Consider the following 23,026-nt stretch of genomic DNA (forward strand, 5'->3'; position numbering starts at 1 on the left):
CTCACGCCCTGGTTGTGGCCGGCACCGCTCGAACGTTGCGCGCAACTTCCCGGGGCGGAGGAGCCACATCGAGACATGATCATGGAACAGGTCCGGACGACGGACAACCAGGCGCCGCCCTGGCGGATGCCCCTGTCCACAGCGGTGCTCTCGGCGGTGGTGTTCCTGCTCGCCCGTCCGCATTTGATCGACGACACGTACATCACGCTGGCGTACGCGCGCAATGTCGCCTTCCACGGCCACTGGGGCCTGCTCGCCGACGCGACGTCGAACACCGCGACGTCGCCGGCGAACGTGCTCGTCCTGGCGGCCCTGACCATCGTCGTCCGCGACGCCGTCTTCGCCGCTGGAGTGCTGTTCGTGCTCTGCCAGGTCCTTCTCGCCCTGGCGTTGCGCAGGCTCGGCACGGCGTGCGGGCTGCCGTCCCGGTTCCCCGCCCTGACGCTCGGCGCGCTGACCGCGAACCCGCTTCTCCTCTCGTCGATCGGGCTCGAGGTCGCCCTCGGCGCGGCCGTCCTGGGCTGGCTCACCGTGTTCGCCGTCGAGAAGAACCCATTCGCCTTCGGGTTGACAGCCGGCACGCTCGCCCTGGTCCGGCTGGACCTGATCGTGTTCGCGGTGGTGCTCTTCGTCTTCCTCCGTCCCGGAGTGGGACGCGCACTACTCGGCGCCGGGCTGATCACGTTGCCGTGGTTCGGTTTCAGCTGGGTGGCGCTCGGCGCGGCGGTACCGGACACCGTGGTGATCAAGACCCTCCAGGGTGCGCAACATGCTTGGGGCGCTTGGAACTTCGGCAACGGCCCGCTGTTCTACGCGCGGGTTTCACCGGTGATGGTCGTGCTGGCGTTCCTGCCCGCCGTCCTCGCCGTGGTGGCACTGGCCATCCGGCTGCGGACGAGCCCGGCGGGCCTGCGGCCGTTCGCGGCGCTCGCCGTCGGCGGCCTGCTCTACCACCTCGGCTACGTGCTGCTGGCCGTCCCGCCCTACCACTGGTACTACGGGCCCGGCCTCACCGCGGCGACCGTCGTCCTCTGTGCCGTGGCGGTTTCACACCGGTTCATGGTCAGCGGGGTGCTCGCGCTGATCGTCGCCGGTCTGATCGCGTACGCGGCCGCCGGACTTCCTCGTACGTACGCACCGTTCACGTCGAACTACACGTCGAGCGCGCAGTACGCCCGTATCGGGGCGGAACTCGGCACGCTCGCCGGAGGCCGGACCGTCGGCAGCGCGGGCGAAATCGGTGTCCTCGCCTACAGTTGCGGCTGCCCGGTCGTCGACGTCTTCTCCGACCGAGGCCTGCTGCCCGCCGCGATCGAGGCGCGCGGCGAGGAGAACCGCTGGATTCGCGCGATGCTTCGCGTGAACTATGCCTTCTTCGACTTCGACGTCCGGCCACGGCGTCCCGAACTCCTGCTGCGACGGCTGGCGGCTCCTCCACCGGACGCGCTCGCGCACTGGACGCTCGATGCGCCGACTCTCGGGAAGCAGGAGCTGTACCTGGTGCCGAACAAGGAGTGAGGTGGTGCGGCTTCCAGGCCTCACACTGGTAGCCATCGTCGAGCTGGGAGTTGACGTGACATGGTGATCACGACGTGGGTTCAGGCGGCCGGAACCGTGTTGCTGGGGCTGGTCGGGCTCTGGTTCGCGCACAACTACCGGCGGCAGATCCGGCTCAAACTCGCCGAACGTCAGGTCGAGTCGTACGTGCGGCTCTGGGCGCTGACCGCGCCCGCCGCCCCGTTCCGTGCTACTCCGTTGGAGCCCGGAGAGCTGAAAAAGCTCTACGACGACATGGGAAAGTGGTACTTCGACGACGGCGACGGCATCCTCACCTCGTCCGCGGCTCGCGACTTGTTCATAGGCGTCCACGGCAATCTCGTCTGCCCGGTCGGCGAGATGAAACCGGCCGTACTGGCCGCGCAACTCGCCGCGTTGCCCCCGGCCGACGCCGAACGCCGTCGCGGTTGCGCGATCATCCGCCAGATATCGCTTTTGCGAACCCAGCTGAAGAAGGATTTGGCTATGCACTTCGGCGTCGGCTATTACACCGATCTTCAGCCCGATGATCGAGCTTTTCTGGTCAGCTGTGGTTTGTCTCCCCGGCGGCGGCCGTGGCGACCACGCCGGCTGCGTCCAGCGGACCGGCCACGTGTCGATTCATGCGTGTGCGGCGCCTGTCCAAGCTGATGCGGGACACCCTTAATCCTGAATACTTTCAATCGGTTTCACGCGAACGAGTGAAAGCTCATCAGGCTCTGTACGGCTGCGGGGACTATGGCGGCATCTTTGGCCGAGTGACGTGATCTGGGGAGGTCTCATGTCGCCTACCGCGCTGCATCACACTGTTCTGGTTGTGGACGTGGAGCAATTCAGCGGCCGGAAGAATCCGGAACAGAGGAATGTGCGCAGCGCGGTCTACGCGGCCTTGGCTCATGCGCTCGGCTCGCACTGGAGCGCCTGCCATCGCGAAGACCGGGGCGATGGTGTGTTTCTTCTGGCACCGGCGGATGTTCCGAAGCAGCTGTTCGTCGAGCGGGTGCCCGGTCGCCTGGTGAAAGCGTTGAACAGGCACAACCGGGCGCACGGGACCGGCGAGCAGATCCGGCTGAGGATGGCCGTGCACGCCGGGGAAGTCCTGCTCGACGAGCACGGCGCGACCGGCGTCGCGATCAACCACACGTTCCGATTGCTCGACTCGCCGCCGTTGAAGGACGCCCTCGCCGGCTCGGCCGGTGTGCTCGCGGTGATCACCTCCGACTGGTTGTTCCGTGAAGTGGTCTGGCACAGCGCTGCCGACGAGACCCGCTATCGGCCCCAACGCATCCGGGTCAAGGAAACGGAGACGGTGGGATGGATCTGCCTGCCGGACGACCCGTACCCGCCCGACGTCAGTCAGGCGGAGTGGCCGGAGGACGTCTGCCCCTATCCCGGTCTGCGTGCGTTCCAACCTGACCAAGCGCGGTGGTTCTTCGGCCGTGAAGCGACCTTGTCGGTGTTGATGGAGAAGATCGATCACCGCGGCGGGCCGGTCTTCGTCGTCGCACCGTCCGGTGCCGGCAAGTCGTCGCTGCTTCGGGCAGGCGTGATCACCGAGGTGGCCGACAGTGGACGCCCGTGGCTGTTGCTCACCCCGGCGAAGGAACCTTGCGAGACACTGGCACAGCAGGTCGCGCAGCTCATCGACGGCGACGTGGATGACGTGCGCTCGGCGGTCGGATCCGATCCTGCCCGGCCGGCGAGCATGCTGCCCGACGGCACCGTCGTCGTGGTGGACCAGTTCGAAGAGGTGTTCACCCTGTGCGCCGACGAGGCCGAGCGGCGGCGGTTCATCGCCGCATTGATCGCGATGCGGGCGGTTCTCGGGGTGCGGGGCGACTTCTACGACCACTGCCTCGCCGACGATCAGCTCGCGAAGTTCCTGCCGGCGAGCCAGTTCAACCTCCAGGCGATGACTCCGGCCGGATTGCGGGCGGCCATCGAAAGACCCGCTCGGCAGATCGGCGTCGACGTCGAACCGGGCCTGGTCGAGATCCTCCTGCACGAGATCGGGACGGACGCGGGCGGGCTCCCGCTGCTGGCCCATGCCTTGGCCGTCACCTGGCAGCGGCGCGCGGGCGACAAGCTGACCTTGGCGGATTACGACCGGGCAGGGCGGATCCAAGGCGCGATCGCGGCCACCGCGGACGAGGCCTACGCGCGGTGTTCCACGGCCGAGCAGCGCGTGATCTTCCAGCAGATCCTCATGCACCTGGTCGTGGTCAGGCACGACGCGCCGCCTGCCAGGCGGCGCGCGGATCCGGCCGACCTCGTCCAGGGTTTCGACGCACCGCGGACCGCTGAGACGGTTCTCGGCTGGCTGATCGAGAAACGTCTGGTCACGCTGGACGGCAACGTCGTCGAGCTTTCCCACGGAGTGTTGCTGCGGGCGTGGCCGCAGCTCGGCACCTGGATCGAGACGGGCCGCAACGATCAGGTCATCCGGCAGCAGTTGATCGAGGCCGCCGAACAATGGGAGAGAGAAGGGAAACCGGTCGGATCGCTGTATCGCGGCGATCGGCTGGCCATCGCGCGGGGGTGGCGGTCCAGGAGTGAGCACCGCGCCGCCCTCACGCCGCTCGGAGCGGCCTTCCTCGGCGCGTCGATCCGGCACGAAAGCCGGCGGGCCAGAGTCCGCCGGACCGCGGTCGCCATGCTGGCCGTCCTCGGCCTTGTCGCGTCCAGTGCCGCCGTCTACGCCTTCCAGCAACGCGACATCGCCCGTGAGCAACGTGACGCCGCGATCTTCAACAAGGTCACCGCCGAGGCGAACCGGATACGGACCGTTGACGTGTCGCTGGCGGCCCAGCTCGATCTCGTCGCCTACCGCATGCGCCCGGCCGACGCGGACACCGGCACCCACTTGATCGTCGACGCGAACGCGCCGCTGTCCGCGACGTTGCCCGCGGGTGCCAAGGACGTCAGCGTGGTGGCGTTCAGTCCCGATGGGCGGACGCTGGCCACCGGCAGCGGCAGCGGCGACCGACTCGTGCGGTTGTGGAATGTTGCCGACCCGGCCCATCCGGTGCTGCTGAACGAAACCATCAGTCACGGTGAGGCAACCCGGGCGCTGGCGTTCAGCCCGGACGGACGCACTCTGGGCTCGGGCGGCGCCGACAACACGGTGCGGCTGTGGAACGTCGCCGACCCGGCCCGCCCCGAGGCGCTCGGCCCGCCGATCACGGGACACACCAAGACGATCCGGTCGATGGCGTTCAGTCCCGACGGGCGGACGCTGGCCAGCGCGGGGGACGATCGAACCGTACGGCTGTGGAACGTCGCCGACCTCGCCCGGCCCACGGCGCTCGGCCCGCCGATGGCCGGGCACACCGACGCCGTCTACTCCGTGGCGTTCAGCCCTGATGGCCGGACTCTGGCCACCGGCGGCGACGACCGGACGATGCGACTGTGGGACATCGCCGCGCCGGACCGGGCCGAACCCTTCGGGCCACCGTTGACCGGGCACACCGGCGCTTTCCATTCGGTGGCGTTCAGTCCCGATGGACGGATGCTGGCCGGTGCGAGCAACGACCGGGAAGTGCGGCTGTGGAACGTCGCCGACCCGGCCCGCCCCGAGGCGGTCGGCAGGCCGATCACGGGGCATGCCGGCGCGATCCGGTCGCTGGCGTTCGGGCCCGGCGGACGGACGGTGGCCACCGGCGGCGATGACTACACCGTGCGGCTGTGGGACGTCGCCGATCCAGCTCGCCCTTCGCCCATCGGTGCGCCGATCACCGGGCATGCCGACGGCGTCCGGTCGATGGCGTTCAGCCCGGACGGCCGTGTCTTGGCCACCGCCAGTGGCGACCGGGCGGTAAGGCTGTGGAACATACCCGACACCGTCCTAAAAGGACATACGAGAGAAGTCAAGGCGTTGGCGTTCAGCCCTGACGGGCGCATCCTGGCCACCGGCGGCGGCGACCGGACCGTCCGGTTGTGGACGCCTGCCGATCGGCGGCAGCTGGGCCGGCCGCTCACCGGCCACCAAGACGACATCAACGCCTTGACGTTCAGACCGGATGGCCGCGTGCTGGCCACCGGCGGCGGTGACCGGACCGTGCGGCTGTGGGACGTCGCCGATCCAGCCCGCCCCTCGCCCATCGGCGCGCCGATCACCGGGCATGCCGACGGAGTCCGGTCGATGGCGTTCAGCCCCGATGGCCGCATCCTGGTCACCGGCGGCGATGTGAAGGACGAGAACACCGCACGGCTGTGGGACGTCGCCGACCCGGCCGAACCCGTGTTGCTGGCCCGGATCGAGATCGGACCGGACGCCAACGCCTTGGCGGTGGCGTTCAGCCCGGACGGGAGAACTCTGGCGACGGGAACCGAATACAGCGACGTCGCGGTGCGGCTGTGGAACGTTTCCGATCCGGCCAAGCCCACGCTGCTGACCGGCCCCCTCAAAGGGCACCAGGACGACATACGCCGGATCGCGTTCAGCCCGGATGGGCGGACCTTGGCCAGCGGCGGCGACGACGCTCAGGTGCGGCTGTGGGACGTCACCGATCCCGCTCACGCCACACCGCTCGGCGAACCTCTTGCGGGCCATACCAACCCCGTCATCGGGTTGGCGTTCAGCCCGGATGGACACACGGTGGCCAGCGGCAGCGGCGACAACACCGTGCGGCTCTGGCGGACAGCCGACCGGACGCAGTCGGGGCAGCCGCTCACCGGACACCAGGCCGCCGTCAACACGGTGGCGTTCAGCCCGGATGGCGCCACCCTCGCCACCGGCAGCCAAGACCACACCGTGCGGCTGTGGAACATGACCGTGCCCCAAGCCGTGCACGGCATCTGCGCCGTCACGGGGAACACGCTCACTCGCGAGATGTGGGACAAGTTCGTGTCGGCCGAACTGCCGTACAGTCCGCCGTGTTCCTGACCCGCTAGTGCTCGGCGTGGACCACACGAAAGCCACTTTCGGGACATCAGACGTCGCGAAAGTGGCTTTCGCGACACGGGCGCCGTCGGCGCGGGTGAGTGACCGGGGTGAAGGCTCCCTTCGCCGCATTAGACGCGGCGAAGGGAGCCTTCGCCCCACCGCCGACCCACCCGTGACCACGACACCTTTCACTTACCTCTCGATAACCGGCTCCAGGGGAGCATCCGCTCAGCCGGACTTCGAGGCGGCCAGCCGGTTCAGCAGGCGGATCCGTCCGTGGTTGGGGACCGAGCGGATCGGGTGCCCGGCAAGGCCCCAGTGCCCGAGAAGGGTGTTCGCCGCGCTCCAGCCGGTGGCGGCCGCGCGTTCCATGAGGGCGACCGGGAGGTCGATCCGGATGCCGTCGCCCGCGAGCGCGAGCGCCGGGTCCGGGGTCGCCACCGTGGGCCGCCGGGCGAAGTCGCCGACGCCGAACAGCGGGCAGTCTTCGCGCCACAACGTGATGTCGCCGACCACGCGGGCGTCCCGGGTTTCCGGGTAGATCTCGTGAAGACGGCTTTCCAGTGCCTTTTCCAACCCGCTCGAGTCCTCGGTGGCGGCCGCGTAGGCGTGCAGTTCGACGACCGATCCGCCGGTGCGCGCGGCCCAGCGCCGGGCTTCTCCCTCGTACCGGTCGAGCAGGCTGATGTTGTCCAGCGGCGGGATGCTCCCGGTGCCGAGGAACGGTGGCCGACGCGGCTCGACCGGGCGGTCCAGCCAGAGCCGCCGGACCAGGAAAGGCGGGGCGGTACGCAAACCGCCGACGTCGGCTCGCCACGCCTCGGTGCCGACATCCGGTGAAGCGGCGACGATTTCGCGCAGCCCGGAGACGTCGCAGGCGAGGACCACGCCGTCGAAGTTCTCCGTCCGGCCGTCTGATTCGACGGCGAAACCTTCCGGGGTCCGGCCGAGGCCGGTCACCGTCGTGCCGGTGCGGATGTCGGCGCGGCGGCCGGTGAGATGGTTCGCGAGCGGGTCCCAGAGCGCTTGGGGGAACGGCTCGGTCGGTACGTCGAAGACCAGGCCTTCGCTGGAGCCGAGGAAGTACAGGTGGAACATGGTCGCCAGCTCGGCGGCCGACAGTTCACGCGGGTCGGCGAAGAAGCTGCGCGAGAAGACCTCGAACGCGAGGTGCTTGGCGGCGGGCGGGAAGTTGATCGCTTCGAGGAAGGTCGAGGCGTCGGTGCGGTCGAGCCGGTGGTAGATCTCCGGCACGCTGACCGTCGCCAGCGGCAGCGCCTCGCGGCCGCTGAGGTGCAGCAGATCCCGGCGGGTGAAGGTCGGGCTACGCCAGGCGAAAGCCATCGCGTTCCACGGCGGGGTGCGCGGAAGTCCGGCGAAGGTGTCGATGCGGCCGTGTGCGTCCAACAGCGGGTAGTCGGTCAGCGGGGTCAGCCGGTCCAACCGCGGATCGGTGCGCGCGAGCAGGGCGCGCAGGTTGTAGTACTGGCGGAAGAACGCGTGGAAGCCCCGGCTCATGGTCACCGCGGTGCCGTCCGGGAGCCGCTCCCGCCAGCCGCCGACGCGCCCGCCGAGATGGTCTTCGCGTTCGAAGACGGTGACGGTGACGCCGCGTTCGGCCAGCCCGGTCGCCGCGGTGAGCCCGGCGATGCCGCCGCCCACGATCGCGGCGGTGGGGCGCCGTCCGAGCAGTCCGGCGTCGGCCAGCCCCGGCGGGGCCTGCCGGGTCACGCGACGGGGATCCCTGGGGCGGGTCACACCGGCTCCGAGGGCGCGGTGCCGACGACGGTGTGGACGATGTCCCGCTGCCAGCCGCCGACGGTCGCGGTGTGGACGTCGGTGAAGCCGGCGTCGGTGAGACGCCGGGCGAGTGCGGTGATGCCGTCGAATTCGAGGACACTGCGGCGAAGATGACGGTAGAGTGTGGCGTCGCCGGTGGTGAGTTTCCCGAGCGGGATGATCACGCCCGCGCAGACGGCGTTCCAGATCCAGCGGGCTCGGCGGGAGTCGCCCACGGAGTACTCGTGCACGGCGATCCGGCCACCCGGCCGGAGCAGTGCGCGAAGCCGGCGTAGCTGTGTGGTCGGATCGGTGAGGTTGCGCAGGAGGTACGCCGCCAGGATTCCGTCGAACGGGCCGTGGATCCCGGCCAGTTCCTCGACCGGTGTGTGCACGAATTCGACGTTGCCGGGCCAGGTTTTGCTCCGGGCCCGCTCCAGCATCTCGCCGGACGCGTCGAAGGCGGTGATGCGGGCGCTCGGCAGCACCGACAGGAGGGCCGCCGTGGACGCACCGGTTCCGCAGCCGGCGTCCAGCACCCGCGGTCCAGGAGCGGCGAGCCGCCGGGCGGAAAGGCGCAAATGCTCGTGGTAGCCGGGATTCGCGCCGACGAGACGGTCGTAGAACCGGGCTTCGGTGTCGAAGGCGGAAGGCACGGCCTCGCGCGGCAAACCGTTTCGCGCCATGGCGTTCATCGCGCTTCCTCTCGTGATCGGGCTCGTTCCCACAGCAGCAGCACGGCGGTCACCATCGCGAAGCCGAAGAGGAAGTCTTCGACCGGGATGTCCCACGGGAACCGCCAGCCGGTGATGTGTTCGGGCGCGTAGAGGACGATCGGCGCGGACAGCTTGGTCAGCCAGCCGTCGACGGGGATCTGGAAGCCGGTGACGATCGCCATGGTGAGCCAGTAGGCGGGTTTGCGGAACAGCCCGGTCTTCAGCACGGCGAGCTCGAACAGTACGACCACGATCACCGAGACGACGGCCGGAACGGTGTAACCCCAAGGGATCATCGCCGAACCGCCTGCTTCTCGCGCCGCTGGACCGCGGCGAGGGTGAGCTGGACCGCTTCGTAGGTCAGCACCCCGCAGATCGGGATCACGACGAAGAACAGGATCTCTTCCAGCGGAAGGGAAAACGGCGCGCGGATACCGGTGACGAACTCGGGCGCGTAACCCCAGACCTCGCCGGCGATCGCCACCGCGTCCCAGACGAGGAAGACCACGGCCACCGGGAGCAGCGCGCGGGCGAGGCGTTTCGGCTGCCGGTAGACGCGGGCGCCCGCGAGTTCCAACGGCAGCGTCACCAGGACACATGCCGCCAATACGAGCAGGTATTCGATCTTGCCCATCAGCCCACCGCCGACGGGGGAGCGGGATGTCGTTTCCGGGCCCACTGCGCGCGAACGAGCGCGCCGCAGGCGACCCCGAGACGGCGACGCCGGGACACCTTCGCCCGGCCGGCGAAGACGTCGTGGCCGGCGTCTTCGATCCGGTCGAGGATTTCCCCATAAAGGGTCGCGGCGGTGGCGACGCAGGGCCGTGAGACCGGGTGCAGCATCGCGATGCCCGGCCGCGCCTCGGCGTAGACGCGCCGGGTCACCGCGATCTGTTCCTTGATCGCGGCCCGGACGCGGACGTCGGCTCGGCCATGCTCGGCGCACCAGGAGAGCCGTTCGCGGTCGACGTCGTGTTCCTTGAGTTCGTCGGCGGGCAGATAGACCCTGCCGCGCTCGAAGTCCTCGGCGACGTCGCGGAGGAAGTTGGTCAGTTGGAAGGCCTTCCCGAGTGCGGCGGCTCGCGGTGCCGCCTCTTCGCGAGGCGCGACCGCGCCGAGGATCGGGAGCACTTGCAGGCCGATCACCTCCGCCGAACCGCGCACGTACTCGTCGAGGTCGTCCCTGGTGGCGTAGTCGGTGACGCTCAAGTCCATCCGCATCGACGTGAAGAAGTCGCGGAAGAGCCCTTCCTCCAGCTCGTACCTCGCCGCGGTGTCGATCACCGCCGTCAGCAGGGGATCGTCACTCGTACCCGCGGTCAGATCGGCGAGAAACCGATCCTCCACTTCGGACAGTCGCGCGGCGAGGGAGTCCGGGGTGGCGTCCGCGGCGGGCTCGTCGACGATGTCGTCCAGCCATCGTGCGAAACCGTAGAGCGCGTGGACGGCGGGCCGTTGCGCTGGCGTCAGCATGCGGGTCGCCAGGAAGTACGTCCGGCCGTGCCGGGCGTTGACGTCGCGGCACCAGGTGTACGCGGCCCGCAGGCCGGGATCGTGGATCTCGGCGGCATCGAGTTCGCGTCGGGTCATCGGCTCGCCTCCGTGGCCAGGTCGAGGACGCGCGAGCGGCGTCCGGGAACGCCGGTGATCCGGTCGGCGGCCAGCCTGCCGGAGATCAGCACGGTCGGCACACCCACTCCCGGCACCGTCGCTCCTCCGGCGAGGACGACGTTCTCAGTGCCGCGAGGAAGATTCCGAGGGCGGAACGGTCCTGTTTGGACGAACGAGTGCGCGTAGCTGAAGGGCGTTCCGGCCACGTGCCCGCGGTCGGCCCAGTCGGCGGGGCTGATGATCTCGGTGAACTCGGGTTCGAAATCCGGCAGGAGCCGCTGCCGCGCGACGGCGAGGATCTCCTCCGCGTACGGTCCGGCCTCGGCGGTCCAATCCGCGGGGCCTCGGTCGAGATTCGGGACCGGCGCGAGGATCGAGTAGAGCTGACGGCCCGGCGGCGCCAGGCCCGGGTCGGTCGCGGTCGGCCGGGTGATCAGCAGCGACGGATCGCTCATGCGGCGGCCCGTGGTGATGAGTTCGTCGAAGGTCGAGCGCCACCCGTGACCGAAGGAAATGGTGTGGTGCCCGACATCGGGCCCGGTATCGGGGCCGCCGGTGTGCAGGATCAGTGCCGACGGCGCGGGCCGCAGCGGAACGGGCCGCGCCGGAGTCCGGCCGAGCAGCCGGTAGCTCTCGGGTAGCTCGGTCGTGAGGACGACGGCGTCGCACGGATGACGTTCGCCGGCGGCCGTGCGGACCGCGTGGACCCGGCTGCCGTCGCGTTCGAGCGCGTGCACGGGGTCGCCGTAGTGGAAGGTGACGCCGTTCTCGGCGGCGACCCGGGCGAGCGCCTGGGGCAGTGCCGCGACCCCGCCGGGCGGAAAGTACACGCCGCCGACGGTGTCCATATAGGAGATGACCGCGTACAGCGCCAGCGCCCGCATGGGCGACTCGCCCGCGTAGAGCGCTTGGAAGGTGAACACCCGCTTCAGCCGCTCGTCGGACAGGAAGGACCCGATCTTCGCGTCCAGCCGCCGGAATCCGCCCAGCGCCACCAGCCGGGCCAGATCCGGGTTGAGCATGCCCAGCGGTGAGTCGATGTTCGAGTCGATGAACCGGCCGAACTCGGCGTGGTAGAGCCGGGTCAGCCAGTCGCGCAGCCGCAGGTATCCCGCGGCCTCGGCAGGCCCGGCGAACTCGCGTACCGCGTCCGTCATCGCCGCGGCGTCGGTGTGCACGGGCAGGGCGCTGCCGTCGGCGAACTGTGCCAGGTAGGCCGGGTCGAGCCGGGTGAGCGGCAGTTCCCTGTCCAGTTCCGCGCCCACGGCGCCGAAGGTGTCCCGCAGGATCGACGGCATGGTCAGCACCGTCGGACCGGTGTCGAGCAGATAGCCCTGGTGTTCGGCGCGCCCCGCGCGGCCGCCGGGGCCGGGGTCGCGTTCGAGGACGGTGACTTCGCGGCCGCGGCCCGCCAGGTGCAACGCGGCCGCCAGCCCCGACAACCCCGCTCCCACGACGACGATCCGGTCCGTCCTGCCGGGCACCGTTTTCACTGGTCGCGCTCCGTGCACCGGATGGCGAGTACGGCCAGCGCGTCCGCTGCCTCCTGCGGGACGACGGCCGGGTCGATCACCGCGAGCGCCTTGTCGGCGCGTTCCCGGATGAGTTCGCCGAGGCGTTCGCGTGCGCCGGTGGCCGTGATCAGTTCGCACCAGCGGGAGACGGCGTCGTCGTCGACGGTCGTCAGGTTCAGCAGTTCGCCGAGTTCGGCACGCCGCCGCCCGTCGGCCATCTCCGCGGCGAGCACCACGACGCTGGACGCCTTGCGATCGCGGAGGTCCTGGCCGGCGGGTTTGCCGGTGACCGTGGGATCGCCGAAGACACCGAGTAGGTCGTCCTTGAACTGGAACGCCTCGCCGACCAGGCCGCCGTACTCGGCGAGGGCGGCCATGACGTCCGGACCGCAGCCCGCCAGCGCGGCGCCGAACTCCAGCGGCCTGCGGACGGTGTAGTTGCCGGATTTGCGGCGCAGCACGTCGAGCAGCGCGTCCCAGCCGGGAAGTGTCCGGGCGTCGTTCACCAGATCGGCGAGTTGCCCCACCGCCAGTTCCGCGCGCATCGCGTCGTACCTCGGCCAGCCGCGCGACAGCGTTTCCGTGTCCAAACCGGACTCCCGGAGCAACTGTTCGGACCAGACAAGGAAAAGGTCACCGGCGAGAGTCGCCGCGGATTCGCCGAACCGGTCGGCGGAGCCACTCCACCCCTGTTCGGCATGCCACCGCGCGAACCGCACGTGCAGTGCGGGGCGGCCCCGGCGCAGCGCCGAGGCGTCCATGACGTCGTCCTGCGCCAGCGCGAAACAGTGGAGCAATTCCAAGCTCGACGCGGCTCGCAGCGCGGCGTCCGATTCCGGGCCTCCGCACCGCCAGCCGACATAGGCGAACATCGGCCGGAGGAATTTCCCTCCGGCGAGGAACTGGGGAAGGACGGTTTCCGCGAGCTCGCCCTCGCCACGGCCGGAGAAGTGCTCGGCGGCCCGTGCTTCGACGAAACCGTGGGCTTCGGCGAGACAACGCCTGCCCACCTCGTCCAGCCAGGCGGCCCGCGCCTCCTTCGGCGGCACCGTTCCCGCCGCCATGGTCGACGCCATCCGCCTTCCCTCCGCCGATCCGGTGATTTCGTTTCATAACCGTTTCACGCCTGGGGTATCCTGTCTACTAGATCCAGTGGCGCACCCGCAACTCGAGCCATATCGGCCGGAGAGCAAGGAAATCCTGGGTTTCCCGGGATCTCCCGGCTCAAACCCGGATCGCTCGCGGATCGAAGAAGACCGTCTTTCGGACGAGAGTGGCCCGGACCCCGCCACCCTCAGGAGCCCGGTGCCCCCTCGCGCCGGGCTCCGGATGCCCGACGGCGCCTGGCGTGCGGACCGGTCCCTTCCCGGGGCCCCGCCGTGGCGCCGTCGGGCGTTCTTCGTTCCGGGGACGGTGTGCGCCTGTCCATGCCCGGTGACCTCGTAAGCTGCCCTTCGGGCGAACACTGGCACCGGGAACGTGGAACGGATGGATGTCGACGAGATGAGCGGCCTTGGCGGCGGTTCGTGGACCCCCGGCAAGGTCGCCGAGATCCTGGGCGTCTCGCCGGTCACGCTCCGCACCTGGGATTCGCGGTACGGGGTCGGCCCCACCATCCGCGCGGGTGGCCGTCATCGCCGTTACTCGGACGCGGATGTCCGCAGGTTGCAGCATATGCAGCGGCTGATCGACCGGGGGATTCCCGCCCGCGAGGCGGCCGCCGCGGCGTTCTCCGGTACCGGTGAGACGGTCCCGGACGTACCCGCCGACAGGCTGGTCGGCGAACTCGAGCAGGCCGCGGAAGACCTGGAATTCGCCTCCATCGCGGCGTTACTGGACGAAACGCTCGGCGCGATCGGCGCGGCGGCGACGTGGGCCGACGTGTTGCTGCCGATCCTGCGCGGCCTCGGGGACCGCTGGTCCAGGGGTGACGTGTGCTTCGAGTCGGAATGGGCGCTCACCACCGAGGTTTCCCTTGCGCTGCAACGCTACGTCGCCCGATTCAGCACCGGGCCGTCCGAACGCGGAGTGCTCATCGCCTGCTGCCCGGACGAGCGGCACAGCCTGCCGGTCGAGGTCCTCCGGGCGTCCCTGGCGGAGATCGGTGTCCCCGCCGTCCACCTCGGTCAGATGGTGCCCGCGGAGACCTTGGCCGGGCTGGCGTCCAGATTGGATCCGGTGCTGGTGGTGCTGTGGTCGATGTCCGCCAGCACCGTCGATGTCCTGCTGTGCGAGCGTCTGCAACGGCAGGGGTCCGAGGTCGTCGTCGCCGGCCCCGGCTGGGAAGGACTCAACGTCCGTGGCGCGCCTTGGGTCAACGATCTGACCACCGCGCTGGACGTCGTCGCCGCCCGCTTCAAAGCCTGAACCGTTGCGGGATCGCTTCAGGTGCCTGAGGATGGATCCGGAAGCGGACGCGGGACAGGGAGGATTCCCCGGTGGATCTCAGGCGGCAGGTGGTCGAGCGCTGGCCGGCGAAATGGCCGGTCCAGCCGTTCCGGGAGCCGGCCTGGGCCCGGCAGGAACCGACCTACCGCGAATGCAGTCCCGCGCTGATCGATGCCGCGGTCAAACGGGCCGACGCGCGGCCGGCGGGCAACTGGTTCGTCGTCGCGGCCAGCCGGGAGGTCGTCGCGGATCGGCCACTGGGTCTGCGCGCCGGCGGCCGGGAACTGGTGGCGTGGCGTGGTCCGGACGGTGACCTGGTCATCGGCCCCGGTGCCTGCCCGCATCTCGGTGCTCCGCTCGATCAGGCTCGTGTCCATTGTGGAGAGTTGGTCTGCCGGTGGCACGGATTGCGGGTCGGGCCCGAGCGGCCGGGCTGGTCACGGCTGCCCTCCCATGACGACGGTGTGCTCGCCTGGGTCCGCCTCGACCGCTTCGGCGGCGAAACCCCCACCGAGCGGCCGATCGTGCCGGCCCGTCCGGAAGGCGACGTCACCATCGACGCGGTCGCGACGCTGACCGGGACCTGCGAACCGGTGGACGTCGTCGCGAACCGGCTCGACCCTTGGCATGGCGCGTGGTTCCATCCGTACTCGTTCACCCGGCTGAAGGTGTTGTCGGCTCCACAAGGGAACGACGTCACCGACGCCGAGGACAAGTTCGTCGTCGAAGTGACCTTCCGGCTCGCCGGGAAACTGGGCGTGCCGGTGATCGCCGAGTTCACCTGCCCCGAGCCGCGGACGGTGCTGATGACCATCGTCGACGGCGAAGGCGCGGGCAGCGTGGTCGAAACCCACGCCACACCGCTCGGGACCGGCCCCGACGGACGACCACGGACCGCCGTGATCGAGGCGACGATAGCCACGTCCGACCGTCCCGGTTTCGCCAAGGCCGCCCGCATCGCCCCGGCTCTGCGGCCCCTGATGCGCCGAGCGTCCGCGCGTCTCTGGCGGGACGACCTCGCCTACGCCGAGCGGCGCTATGCCTTGCGAGCGGGAGACGTCGCCGACGGGCGGGCATGAAACCGGCGCCGGGATCGTGGGATCCCGGGCTGGAGATCCCGACGTCGCCGGGGTGTACAGCGTTCGAAGGACGAACACAGGGAATCCCCGCACACTCGCCGGTCACCAAGGCAACCATGGTGACCAGTCGTGCGTGAACCCGAAGACCGCTTCCTGCGTTCCAAGGGGTTATTCCATGCGTAAGGCCGTACTAAGCGCCGTACTCGGCGCGTCGCTCGCGTTCACCGTCACCACCGCCCTCCCCGTCACCGCGGCTGCCACACCCTCGGTGGCGCCCTGTACCTGGGTCGTCTCCGACCTGCCTGTCCCCGCCGGAGCCGACGGTGGCTCGGTGGCCGTCGCCGGACCGAACGGGTATCTGGCCGGCGCGGTGTGGAAGGACAACAAACGCGTGAACGTGCTGTGGCACAACCGCGAGGTCGTCGAAATGCCGCAGCCGCCGAACGGCGCCGCGCTCCAGTTCTCCGCCATCAGTGGCCGCGGCGAGGTTGTGGGTTATCAGTCCTCGACCGATGTCAGCGCGGGATTCCGTTACCACGACGGCGTTTACGAGACCCTGCCGAGTCCGCCCGGGGTGCGGGCCACCGCCACCGCCATCAACGAGTCCGGTGACATCGTGGGGTACATCGGCGATGGACGAGTGCCCTATCAGGTCATCCTCTGGCCGGCGAATGCTCCCGGCAGCTACCGGATCATCGCCGACGGCAAAGCGGTCGGCATCGACAACGCGGGCCGGGTGGTGACCGAGCCCGGGCTGGTGTGGTCGCCCGATGGTTCCACCCGGCAGCTGGCCGGGTACGGCGATCTCGTCATCAAGCGATACCAGGGCGAGCGGATCGTCGGCATGTCATGGACCCAGGGCGAGCAGCTCATCGAGTGGGACGTGAACACCGGTGCCGTGCTGGGCAAGACACCGGGGAACACCGTGATGGGCATCAACGCGAACGGCCTGCTCGCAGCGTGGTATTTCAACAACGACGGCTCGAACACGCTCGGCATCTGGTGGAATCGAACCTTCATCGGCGACTTCGCCCCGGCCAGCAGGATCTCCGCGGTCACCGACGACAACCAGCTCGCCGGTTCGCACGGCCCGGCGTCTCCTTGGGTACCCGCTACGTGGAGCTGCGTTTCCGCGCCATGACCGGCACTTCGGATCGAATCGGTATGTGGTGCCTGATGCGCCGGTCAACGGTCGCGTCGGTGAGATGGAGTTCTCGTTGACGTCGAGGCTGGTGAAGATCCGCGGTAGGTGGCCCGCCCGCCGGGTGAGAGTCCCAAAGTGAGACGGAACGAAAAACCGCCCTACCTCGGCAAAGCTGCCAGGTGGGCGGTTTTTCGCACTGTGGAGGCTAGGGGACTCGAACCCCTGACCCCTCACTGCCAGTCAGGTTCGGGCAGGTCGCTGACCTGCGGTTATCGGGAACTCGCTGGTCGGCTGGTGCAGTTGTGCTCTGTTCGATGCGGTCCGGTGTCGTTGGGCGCTGTTGTAACCGACGGTGCGCTCCACTTCGCCGTGGGCTCGAAACCTGGCTCCTGTGGGCGCCACTCTCGGAGTCGGCGGACCACTGCTCGCAATGTTCAGTCTGCCTGTGCATGCCGTGTCGACGGCGTCCGCTCATGCCGATGTGCGGTGGCGACTTCGAGGTCAGCCATGGGGGTACGAGGATCGCTGAGCCGGTTGCGGTCGAGCAGGGCGGGCTGGACCTGTTCCGCAGCCTTCACCGCCACGCGCTCGGCGTCCTGCCGCCCGCCCGGATGGCCGACAGGACGAGGTCGATCGCGCTGTCCGCCGTCGTCTGCAGTGTCCGGGACGTGTCCGGGTCCCGTACCCAGCGGAAGATCACTCCCGCGTAGACGTCGCTGAGGGTGCGTGCCGCCTCGGCAACGTCCACCCCCGGATCGACTTCTCCGCGTTCCTGGCCATTTCTGAGCAGAGGTGTCAGGTCGGCCAGCAACTGTGACTCGTAACGGATGGGGCCGCCCGCCGCGGTCCAGCCGAGCATCATCTGCCTACTCAGCTCGGGCTCCGCCTCCACCATACGGCTGATCAGCCGAAAGTAGGCGCGGACCCGTTCCGGCACCGCTTCCTCCGTGGCCTCGGTGATCACCTCCACGGCGCGGTCCGCCATCCGCCGCGTCCACAACATCGGGATGTCGCCCTTGCTGGGGAAGTGGTTGAACGCCGTGCGGCGCGAGGTGCCTGCCCGCTGGGCGATGTCCGCCATTGTGGTGTCCTCGTAGCCACGCTCCACGAACAAGGCCGTCGCAGCCTCGTAGAGCAGATCACGGGTGGCCGGAGCGCGCCGGCCCGCTGCGGCCTGTTCAGTGGGTGTCACCGCCGCTCTCGCCCCTTCCCGATGCTTGACATCAACTGCACCCGAGTGCAAGCATCCCTCGCGCAGTGACTGCACTCGAGTGCAAAACTCGTCACAAGGGAGTGACCATGTCCAACATAACGTCCTCGATGCGGCCCAGTGACCTCGACCTCTACCAGCCGGAAGCGCTGCTCGATCCGTACGCGCACTACGCGAAACTGCGCGAGCTGGGACCGGTGCTCTTCGATCCGGAGCGCGAGATCTGGCTGGTGCCCGGCTACGCCGAGGCATCAGGTGTGCTGCGCAATCACAAGGAGTTCGTCTCCGGCGACGGGGTCACCTACGAGGGGGTCGGCGACCGGCTCGAACGGTATCCGCTGATCGAGAACGACCCGCCGGTGCACACCCGCATCCGCCGGGCGGTCCAGCCGGCGTTCACCAAGGGCCCGATCGAGCAGCTGCGGCCCGCGATCGAGGCCGCCGCGAAATCGATCGCCGAGAAAGCCGTCGCGCTCGGCGAGATCGACGCCGTCCAGGCGGTGGCCCAGCCGATGCCCGACAAGGCCATGGAACTGCTGACCGGGCTCACCCCGCCGAGCGCCCAGACGCTGGCTGACTGGAGCGACGCGGTCGTCCGCGCGCAGGAACCGGCGGCGAGCGCGCGCCACTCCGAGCTGCTGATCGAAGCACTGAACTGGCTGACCGAGGTAGGCGTTCCCGGCCTGCCGGCGCACTGCCTCGGCCGGCTGATCACTGAGTCCGGAGGCGCGAACAGGGGGCTCGAAGCCGACGGCTCGGAACGGCTGATGACCCTCGCCTCCATCTGGCTGGCGGGCATCGACTCGACCGGCGCGATGCTGGGCAACGCGATCGGAGCGTTCATCGAGCACCCCGACCAGTGGGAGCTGCTGCGCGCCCGGCCCGACCTGATCCCGAACGCAGTCGAGGAGCTGCTGCGCTTCGAGGCTCCCTTCCGCATCTTCTACCGCCGCACGCGTGCCGAGACCGAGATCGGCGGAACCACGATCCCGGCCAGTGCCGCGGTGTGTGCCGTACTTGCCTCGGCGAACCGCGATCCTCGGCAGTTCCCCGATCCCGACCGGCTGGACGTGACCCGGGAGAACGCCCGCACGCACCTGTCGTTCGGGACGTCGATCCACCTGTGCCTCGGCTCGCCGCTGGCGCGGCTGGAGGCCACGTCGATGCTGACCGAGCTCACCCGCCGGGTGCTGCGGTTCGAGCGCACCGGCGAGCCGGTGCGCAGCCCCAGCCAGACCATGCGCAAGTTCGACTCCTTGCCGGTGCGGCTGGTACCGGCCCCGGGAGTGGCGTGATGAGCGGGTACTCGAAGGGACCCCATGACCTGGGCGGCGACTGCCACGCCTGGCTGCTGCCCGACGGCGGCTGGGGGGAGAGCAATACCGGGCTGGTGCGCGGCGCGGGGGTGTCACTCCTGGTGGACACGCTCTACGACCTCCCGCACACCGCGGAGATGCTCGACGCTTACCGCCCGCTGACCGCGAGCCATCCGATCCGGACCCTGGTCAACACCCACTCCGACGGCGACCACTGGTTCGGCAACCAGCTGGTCGCCGGGCCCGATGTGGAGATCGTCGCGTCGGAGGCGGCGGCGGAGCTGATGACCCCGCGCGCGGTGTCCGAAATGGCCTCCCTGCACAACCGCGGGGACCGCGTCGGCCAGTTCATCCACTCGGTCGGCGGCCGCTTCAACCTGACCGGGATCACCCCGGCCCCGCCCACCCGCACCTTCGCCGGCGAGCTCGACCTCGACGTCGGCGGGCGCCAGGTGCGGCTCATTCAGGTCGGTCCGGCACACACGCCCGGCGATGTGCTGGTCCACGTGCCGGACGCGAAGGTCGTCTACACCGGGGACATCCTCTTCGTCGGTGGTGCTCCGCTCGTGTGGGCAGGACCGGTCTCGCGGTGCATCGCCGCCTGCGACCGGATCCTCGACCTCGAACTCACCGCGATCGTGCCCGGGCACGGCCCGCTCACCGACAAGGACGGCGTCCGGCTGGTCCGGGACTACCTCGCGTTCGTGGAGGTCGAAGCGACCAAGCGGTTCGAGGAAGGGCTCAGCGTCGAACAGGCCGTCGCGTCGATGAACCTCGGCCGGTTCGCGGCGATGTCCGAGCAGGGACGGATCGCGGCCAATGTGCTCAACGTCTACGAGGAGCTCGATCCGGACAGGCCGCGCGCGGACCGGCTGGAGCAGTTCAGCCGGATCGCCGCCTTCGAACTCGGAGAGCCGGCATGAAGATCGCGCGAATCCAGATCGAGGGAACGACCAGGGTGGGCATCGTCGACGGCGACCAGGTACAGCCGCTCGCCGCGGACACCGACATGTCCGAGCTGCTCGCCGCGACCCCAGCACAGCGCGCGGAGTTCGTCCAACGCGCCACGGAGGGCGAGCCACGCCCACTGTCCGAGGTGCGGCTGCTCGTGCCCGTGCAGCCCAGGACGCTGCGGGACTTCCTCACCTTCGAGGAGCACCTGGAAGGCAGCCTGAAGCTGCTCGGCGCGCCGGCACCTCACCCCGCCTGGTACGACCAGCCCCTGTTTTACTTCTCCAACACCAATGCGGTGATGGGACCCGACGACCCGGTCGCGGTGCCGCCGGGGTGCCGGCTGCTGGACTTCGAGCTGGAGCTTGCCGCCGTCATCGGTAAGCCCGGCAAGGACTTGAGCCCGGAGCAGGCGGCCGAGCACATAGCCGGGTACACCCTGTTCAACGACTGGTCCGCGCGGGACCTGATGTCGCCGGTGGTCCCGGTCGGCATGGGGCCGGTGAAGGGGAAGGACTTCGCCAACACCCTCGGGCCGTGGATCGTCACCGCCGACGAGCTCGCGCCCTACCGCCGCGACGGCCGGCTGGCGCTGGAGATGCACGCGGAGCTCAACGGTGCCGCGCTGCCCGCGGGCGGGGACAACTCGGCCAACATGTCCTGGTCGTTCGAGGAGATGGTCGCGTTCGCCTCGCGCGGCGCGGAGCTGGTGCCCGGTGATGTGCTCGCCTCGGGGACCTGCGGGGCCGGCTGCCTGCTCGAATACTGGGCCCACACGGACAGCGAGGAGCCCCCGCCGCTGCGGCCGGGCGATGTCGTGACGCTGGTCGTCGAGGGCATCGGTTCGGTGTCGAACCCGATCGTCGCCGGGGCCGAGCCGGTGGCCGTGCCGAGGGCCCGGGTGGAGCAGCGGCGACGTGCGCGCCCGTGGAACACCGCGGGGTCGTCGTGAGCGCCGAGGTCTGGACACCGACAGCCCAGGCGGCCGCCGAGGCGACGATCACCGCGTTTGCCCGCTTCGCAGGGAGGCGGGGCGGCCCGCCACCCGGCGCGTCCTACGAGGAGCTGTGGCGGTGGTCGGTCGACGACACGACCGAGTTCTGGAGCGCCGTGGCCGAGTTCTGCGAAATGGCTTGGGACACCCAGCCTGACGCGGTCACCGATGGTGCCCCCATGCCGGAAACCCGCTGGTTCCCTGGCGGGCGCCTCAACTACGCCGCCCAGGTGTTCCGGACCCCGCGCACCGGAGTGGCGGTCGTGGGCCACGACGAAACCGGGATCAGCCAGACCCTGACCTGGGCGGAGCTGGAGGCGCAGGTGAGCGGCCTCGCCGCCACCCTCGCCGGGTTGGGGGTCCGCGCGGGCGACCGGGTGGTCGGGTATTTGCCCGACCGCCCCGAGTCGATCGTGGCCTTCCTGGCCACGGCGAGCCTGGGGGCGGTCTGGGGCGGCTGCGGTACAGACCTGGCCGGGGACGCCGCTCGAGCCCGCCTCGCCCAGCTGGACCCGGCTGTCCTCGTCGCCGCCTCGGGCCACCACCATCGGGGGCAGTGGATCGACCGCACCACCGACGTGCGGAAGCTGCGGGAGGGATTGCCGACTCTGCGTGCGACCGTGCTCGTCGGCGACGGTCACGCGACGGACGTGACCACCCTCGCTTGGGCGCAGGCCGTCTCTCCACCCGCACAACGCGTGGAGCCGGTACCGGTACTCGCGGAGCATCCGCTGTGGGTGCTGTTCACCTCGGGAACGACCGGCCCCCCGAAGGGCATCGTGCACAGCCACGCCGGCGTTGTCGTCGAGCACCTCAAGACCCTGAGCCTGCATCTGGAAGTCCGGCCAGGGGACCAGTTCTTCTGGTACACGACGCTGAACTGGATGATGTGGAACCTCCGGATGGGCGGGCTGCTCCGGGGAGCGACCGTCCACTGTTTCGACGGCGCGCCGACGGTGCGCGCGCTCTGGCAGGTCGCCGAGCGCGGCGGGGTCACGCACCTCGGCCTCAGCCCCGGCTATCTGAGCGCCTCTCGCGACGCGGGGCTGCACCCCGCCGCGGACTTCGATCTCCCGGCCCTGCGGGTGGTCGGCTGCACGGGATCCGTGCTCACCGCCCCGTTGCACCAGTGGGCGGCCGAGGAACTCGGCCCGGAGGTCCTGGTCGGGTCCACCACCGGCGGGACGGACGTGGTCAGCGGGTTCGCCGGCTTCGCGCTCACGGCGCCCATCCGGGCCGGGGAGATCGCCGTCCGCTGTCTGGGGGTCGATCTCCAAGCCTGGTCTCCTGACCGGAAGCCGCTGACCGACGCGGTGGGGGAGCTGGTCGTCACCTCACCGATGCCGTCGATGCCGCTCCGCTTCTGGAACGACCCGGACGGCAGCCGCTACCGCGGCGCCTACTTCGAGGAATTCCCCGGGGTGTGGCGGCATGGCGACTGGGTGACCGTGACCGGCCGCGGATCGGTGATCGTGCACGGCCGCTCGGACGCCACGCTCAACCGGCACGGCATCCGCATGGGCAGCGCCGACATCTGCCAGGCGGTCGAGGACCTTCCCGAGGTCGATGAGGCGCTGGTGGTCGGCATCGAGGAGCCCGACGGAGGCTACTGGATGCCGATGTTCGTCACTCTCTCCGGCGGACGGCACCTCGACGAGGAACTCGCTGCCGCGGTGTGGGCCGCGGTCCGCGACCGGGTGTCACCGCGGCACGTCCCCGACGAGGTGATCGAGGCACCGGGGATCCCTCACACCCGCACAGGCAAGAAGCTGGAAGTACCGGTCAAGAACATCCTGCGGGGCTTCACCGCAACGGTCCAGAAGGACGCCGTCGACCGGCCCGAACTCCTGGAGTTCTACCGGCAGACCGGCGAGGACCGCCGCCGCACCAGATGAGGAAAGCC

The 23,026-nt window shown here is 69.8% G+C and carries 18 protein-coding genes; 10 read left to right on the top strand and 8 right to left on the bottom strand.

All coding sequences use genetic code 11. The features are described from left to right. Positions 1 to 75: 75 nt before the first annotated feature. From AORI_RS48740 to AORI_RS48750, 3 genes are all read left to right on the top strand, one after another. The gene (locus AORI_RS48740) at positions 76 to 1,518 is read left to right on the top strand and encodes a hypothetical protein (protein WP_016331940.1); all 1,443 of its coding nucleotides are present in this window, start codon (positions 76 to 78) and stop codon (positions 1,516 to 1,518) included. Between the two features lie 60 nt (positions 1,519 to 1,578). Beyond that, entirely contained in the window at positions 1,579 to 2,187 is a 609-nt protein-coding gene (locus tag AORI_RS48745; RefSeq protein WP_016331941.1) for a hypothetical protein, read from the top strand. Between the two features lie 166 nt (positions 2,188 to 2,353). Beyond that, positions 2,354 to 6,421, top strand: coding sequence for an NACHT and WD repeat domain-containing protein (locus AORI_RS48750; protein ID WP_123798310.1), 4,068 nt, complete (start codon positions 2,354 to 2,356; stop codon positions 6,419 to 6,421). 228 nt (positions 6,422 to 6,649) lie between these two features. Here the strand turns inward: AORI_RS48750 and AORI_RS48755 are convergent, their stop codons facing one another. Genes AORI_RS48755 through AORI_RS48785 form a run of 7 tightly spaced genes read right to left on the bottom strand, consistent with a single transcriptional unit; the run spans position 6,650 to position 13,117 of the window. Further along, the gene (locus AORI_RS48755) at positions 6,650 to 8,179 is read right to left on the bottom strand and encodes an FAD-dependent oxidoreductase (RefSeq protein WP_046199759.1); all 1,530 of its coding nucleotides are present in this window, start codon (positions 8,177 to 8,179) and stop codon (positions 6,650 to 6,652) included. Continuing rightward, entirely contained in the window at positions 8,176 to 8,895 is a 720-nt protein-coding gene (locus tag AORI_RS48760) for a class I SAM-dependent methyltransferase (protein ID WP_016331944.1), read from the bottom strand. Before AORI_RS48760 ends, AORI_RS48755 begins: the two co-directional genes overlap by 4 nt. Further along, entirely contained in the window at positions 8,892 to 9,212 is a 321-nt protein-coding gene (locus AORI_RS48765; RefSeq protein WP_016331945.1) for a lycopene cyclase domain-containing protein, read from the bottom strand. Before AORI_RS48765 ends, AORI_RS48760 begins: the two co-directional genes overlap by 4 nt. Further along, complete coding sequence (locus tag AORI_RS48770) at positions 9,209 to 9,550, bottom strand: lycopene cyclase domain-containing protein (protein ID WP_016331946.1); 342 nt, start codon at positions 9,548 to 9,550, stop codon at positions 9,209 to 9,211. Before AORI_RS48770 ends, AORI_RS48765 begins: the two co-directional genes overlap by 4 nt. Further along, positions 9,550 to 10,506, bottom strand: coding sequence for a phytoene/squalene synthase family protein (locus AORI_RS48775; RefSeq protein ID WP_016331947.1), 957 nt, complete (start codon positions 10,504 to 10,506; stop codon positions 9,550 to 9,552). The genes AORI_RS48770 and AORI_RS48775 overlap by 1 nt, the downstream gene beginning before the upstream one ends. Beyond that, positions 10,503 to 12,020 (bottom strand): phytoene desaturase family protein, encoded by a 1,518-nt coding sequence (crtI, locus tag AORI_RS48780; protein ID WP_016331948.1) that lies wholly within the window; start codon positions 12,018 to 12,020, stop codon positions 10,503 to 10,505. Before crtI ends, AORI_RS48775 begins: the two co-directional genes overlap by 4 nt. After that, entirely contained in the window at positions 12,017 to 13,117 is a 1,101-nt protein-coding gene (locus AORI_RS48785) for a polyprenyl synthetase family protein (protein ID WP_016331949.1), read from the bottom strand. The genes crtI and AORI_RS48785 overlap by 4 nt, the downstream gene beginning before the upstream one ends. Positions 13,118 to 13,529: 412 nt before the next feature. Between AORI_RS48785 and AORI_RS48790 the strand changes: the two genes are divergently transcribed. The 3 genes from AORI_RS48790 to AORI_RS48800 all read left to right on the top strand — a co-directional run bounded on the left by AORI_RS48790 (position 13,530) and on the right by AORI_RS48800 (position 16,649). Further along, positions 13,530 to 14,408: a MerR family transcriptional regulator gene (locus AORI_RS48790; protein ID WP_016331950.1), complete on the top strand. Its 879-nt coding sequence runs from the start codon at positions 13,530 to 13,532 to the stop codon at positions 14,406 to 14,408. A gap of 71 nt (positions 14,409 to 14,479) precedes the next feature. Continuing rightward, positions 14,480 to 15,508 (top strand): Rieske (2Fe-2S) protein, encoded by a 1,029-nt coding sequence (locus AORI_RS48795; protein WP_016331951.1) that lies wholly within the window; start codon positions 14,480 to 14,482, stop codon positions 15,506 to 15,508. Between the two features lie 175 nt (positions 15,509 to 15,683). Then, entirely contained in the window at positions 15,684 to 16,649 is a 966-nt protein-coding gene (locus AORI_RS48800; protein ID WP_016331952.1) for a hypothetical protein, read from the top strand. 577 nt (positions 16,650 to 17,226) lie between these two features. Here AORI_RS48800 and AORI_RS48805 read toward each other — a convergent pair. Then, on the bottom strand, positions 17,227 to 17,844 hold the full coding sequence (locus AORI_RS48805) for a TetR/AcrR family transcriptional regulator (protein WP_016331953.1): 618 nt from the start codon (positions 17,842 to 17,844) through the stop codon (positions 17,227 to 17,229). Positions 17,845 to 17,951: 107 nt separating this feature from the next. Between AORI_RS48805 and AORI_RS48810 the strand changes: the two genes are divergently transcribed. The 4 genes from AORI_RS48810 to AORI_RS48825 are packed head-to-tail and all read left to right on the top strand — an operon-like array spanning position 17,952 to position 23,018. Then, positions 17,952 to 19,157 carry a cytochrome P450 gene (locus AORI_RS48810; protein WP_228688317.1) on the top strand — a complete coding sequence of 402 codons (1,206 nt, stop codon included), beginning with the start codon at positions 17,952 to 17,954 and terminating at the stop codon, positions 19,155 to 19,157. Next, entirely contained in the window at positions 19,157 to 20,101 is a 945-nt protein-coding gene (locus AORI_RS48815) for an MBL fold metallo-hydrolase (RefSeq protein ID WP_043847952.1), read from the top strand. The genes AORI_RS48810 and AORI_RS48815 overlap by 1 nt, the downstream gene beginning before the upstream one ends. Then, positions 20,098 to 21,081, top strand: coding sequence for a fumarylacetoacetate hydrolase family protein (locus tag AORI_RS48820; protein ID WP_016331956.1), 984 nt, complete (start codon positions 20,098 to 20,100; stop codon positions 21,079 to 21,081). The genes AORI_RS48815 and AORI_RS48820 overlap by 4 nt, the downstream gene beginning before the upstream one ends. Beyond that, positions 21,057 to 23,018 (top strand): acetoacetate--CoA ligase, encoded by a 1,962-nt coding sequence (locus tag AORI_RS48825; RefSeq protein WP_016331957.1) that lies wholly within the window; start codon positions 21,057 to 21,059, stop codon positions 23,016 to 23,018. The genes AORI_RS48820 and AORI_RS48825 overlap by 25 nt, the downstream gene beginning before the upstream one ends. The last annotated feature ends 8 nt before the right edge of the window (positions 23,019 to 23,026 follow it).

The sequence above is a fragment of the Amycolatopsis keratiniphila genome, from assembly GCF_000400635.2.
GTDB lineage: Bacteria > Actinomycetota > Actinomycetes > Mycobacteriales > Pseudonocardiaceae > Amycolatopsis > Amycolatopsis keratiniphila.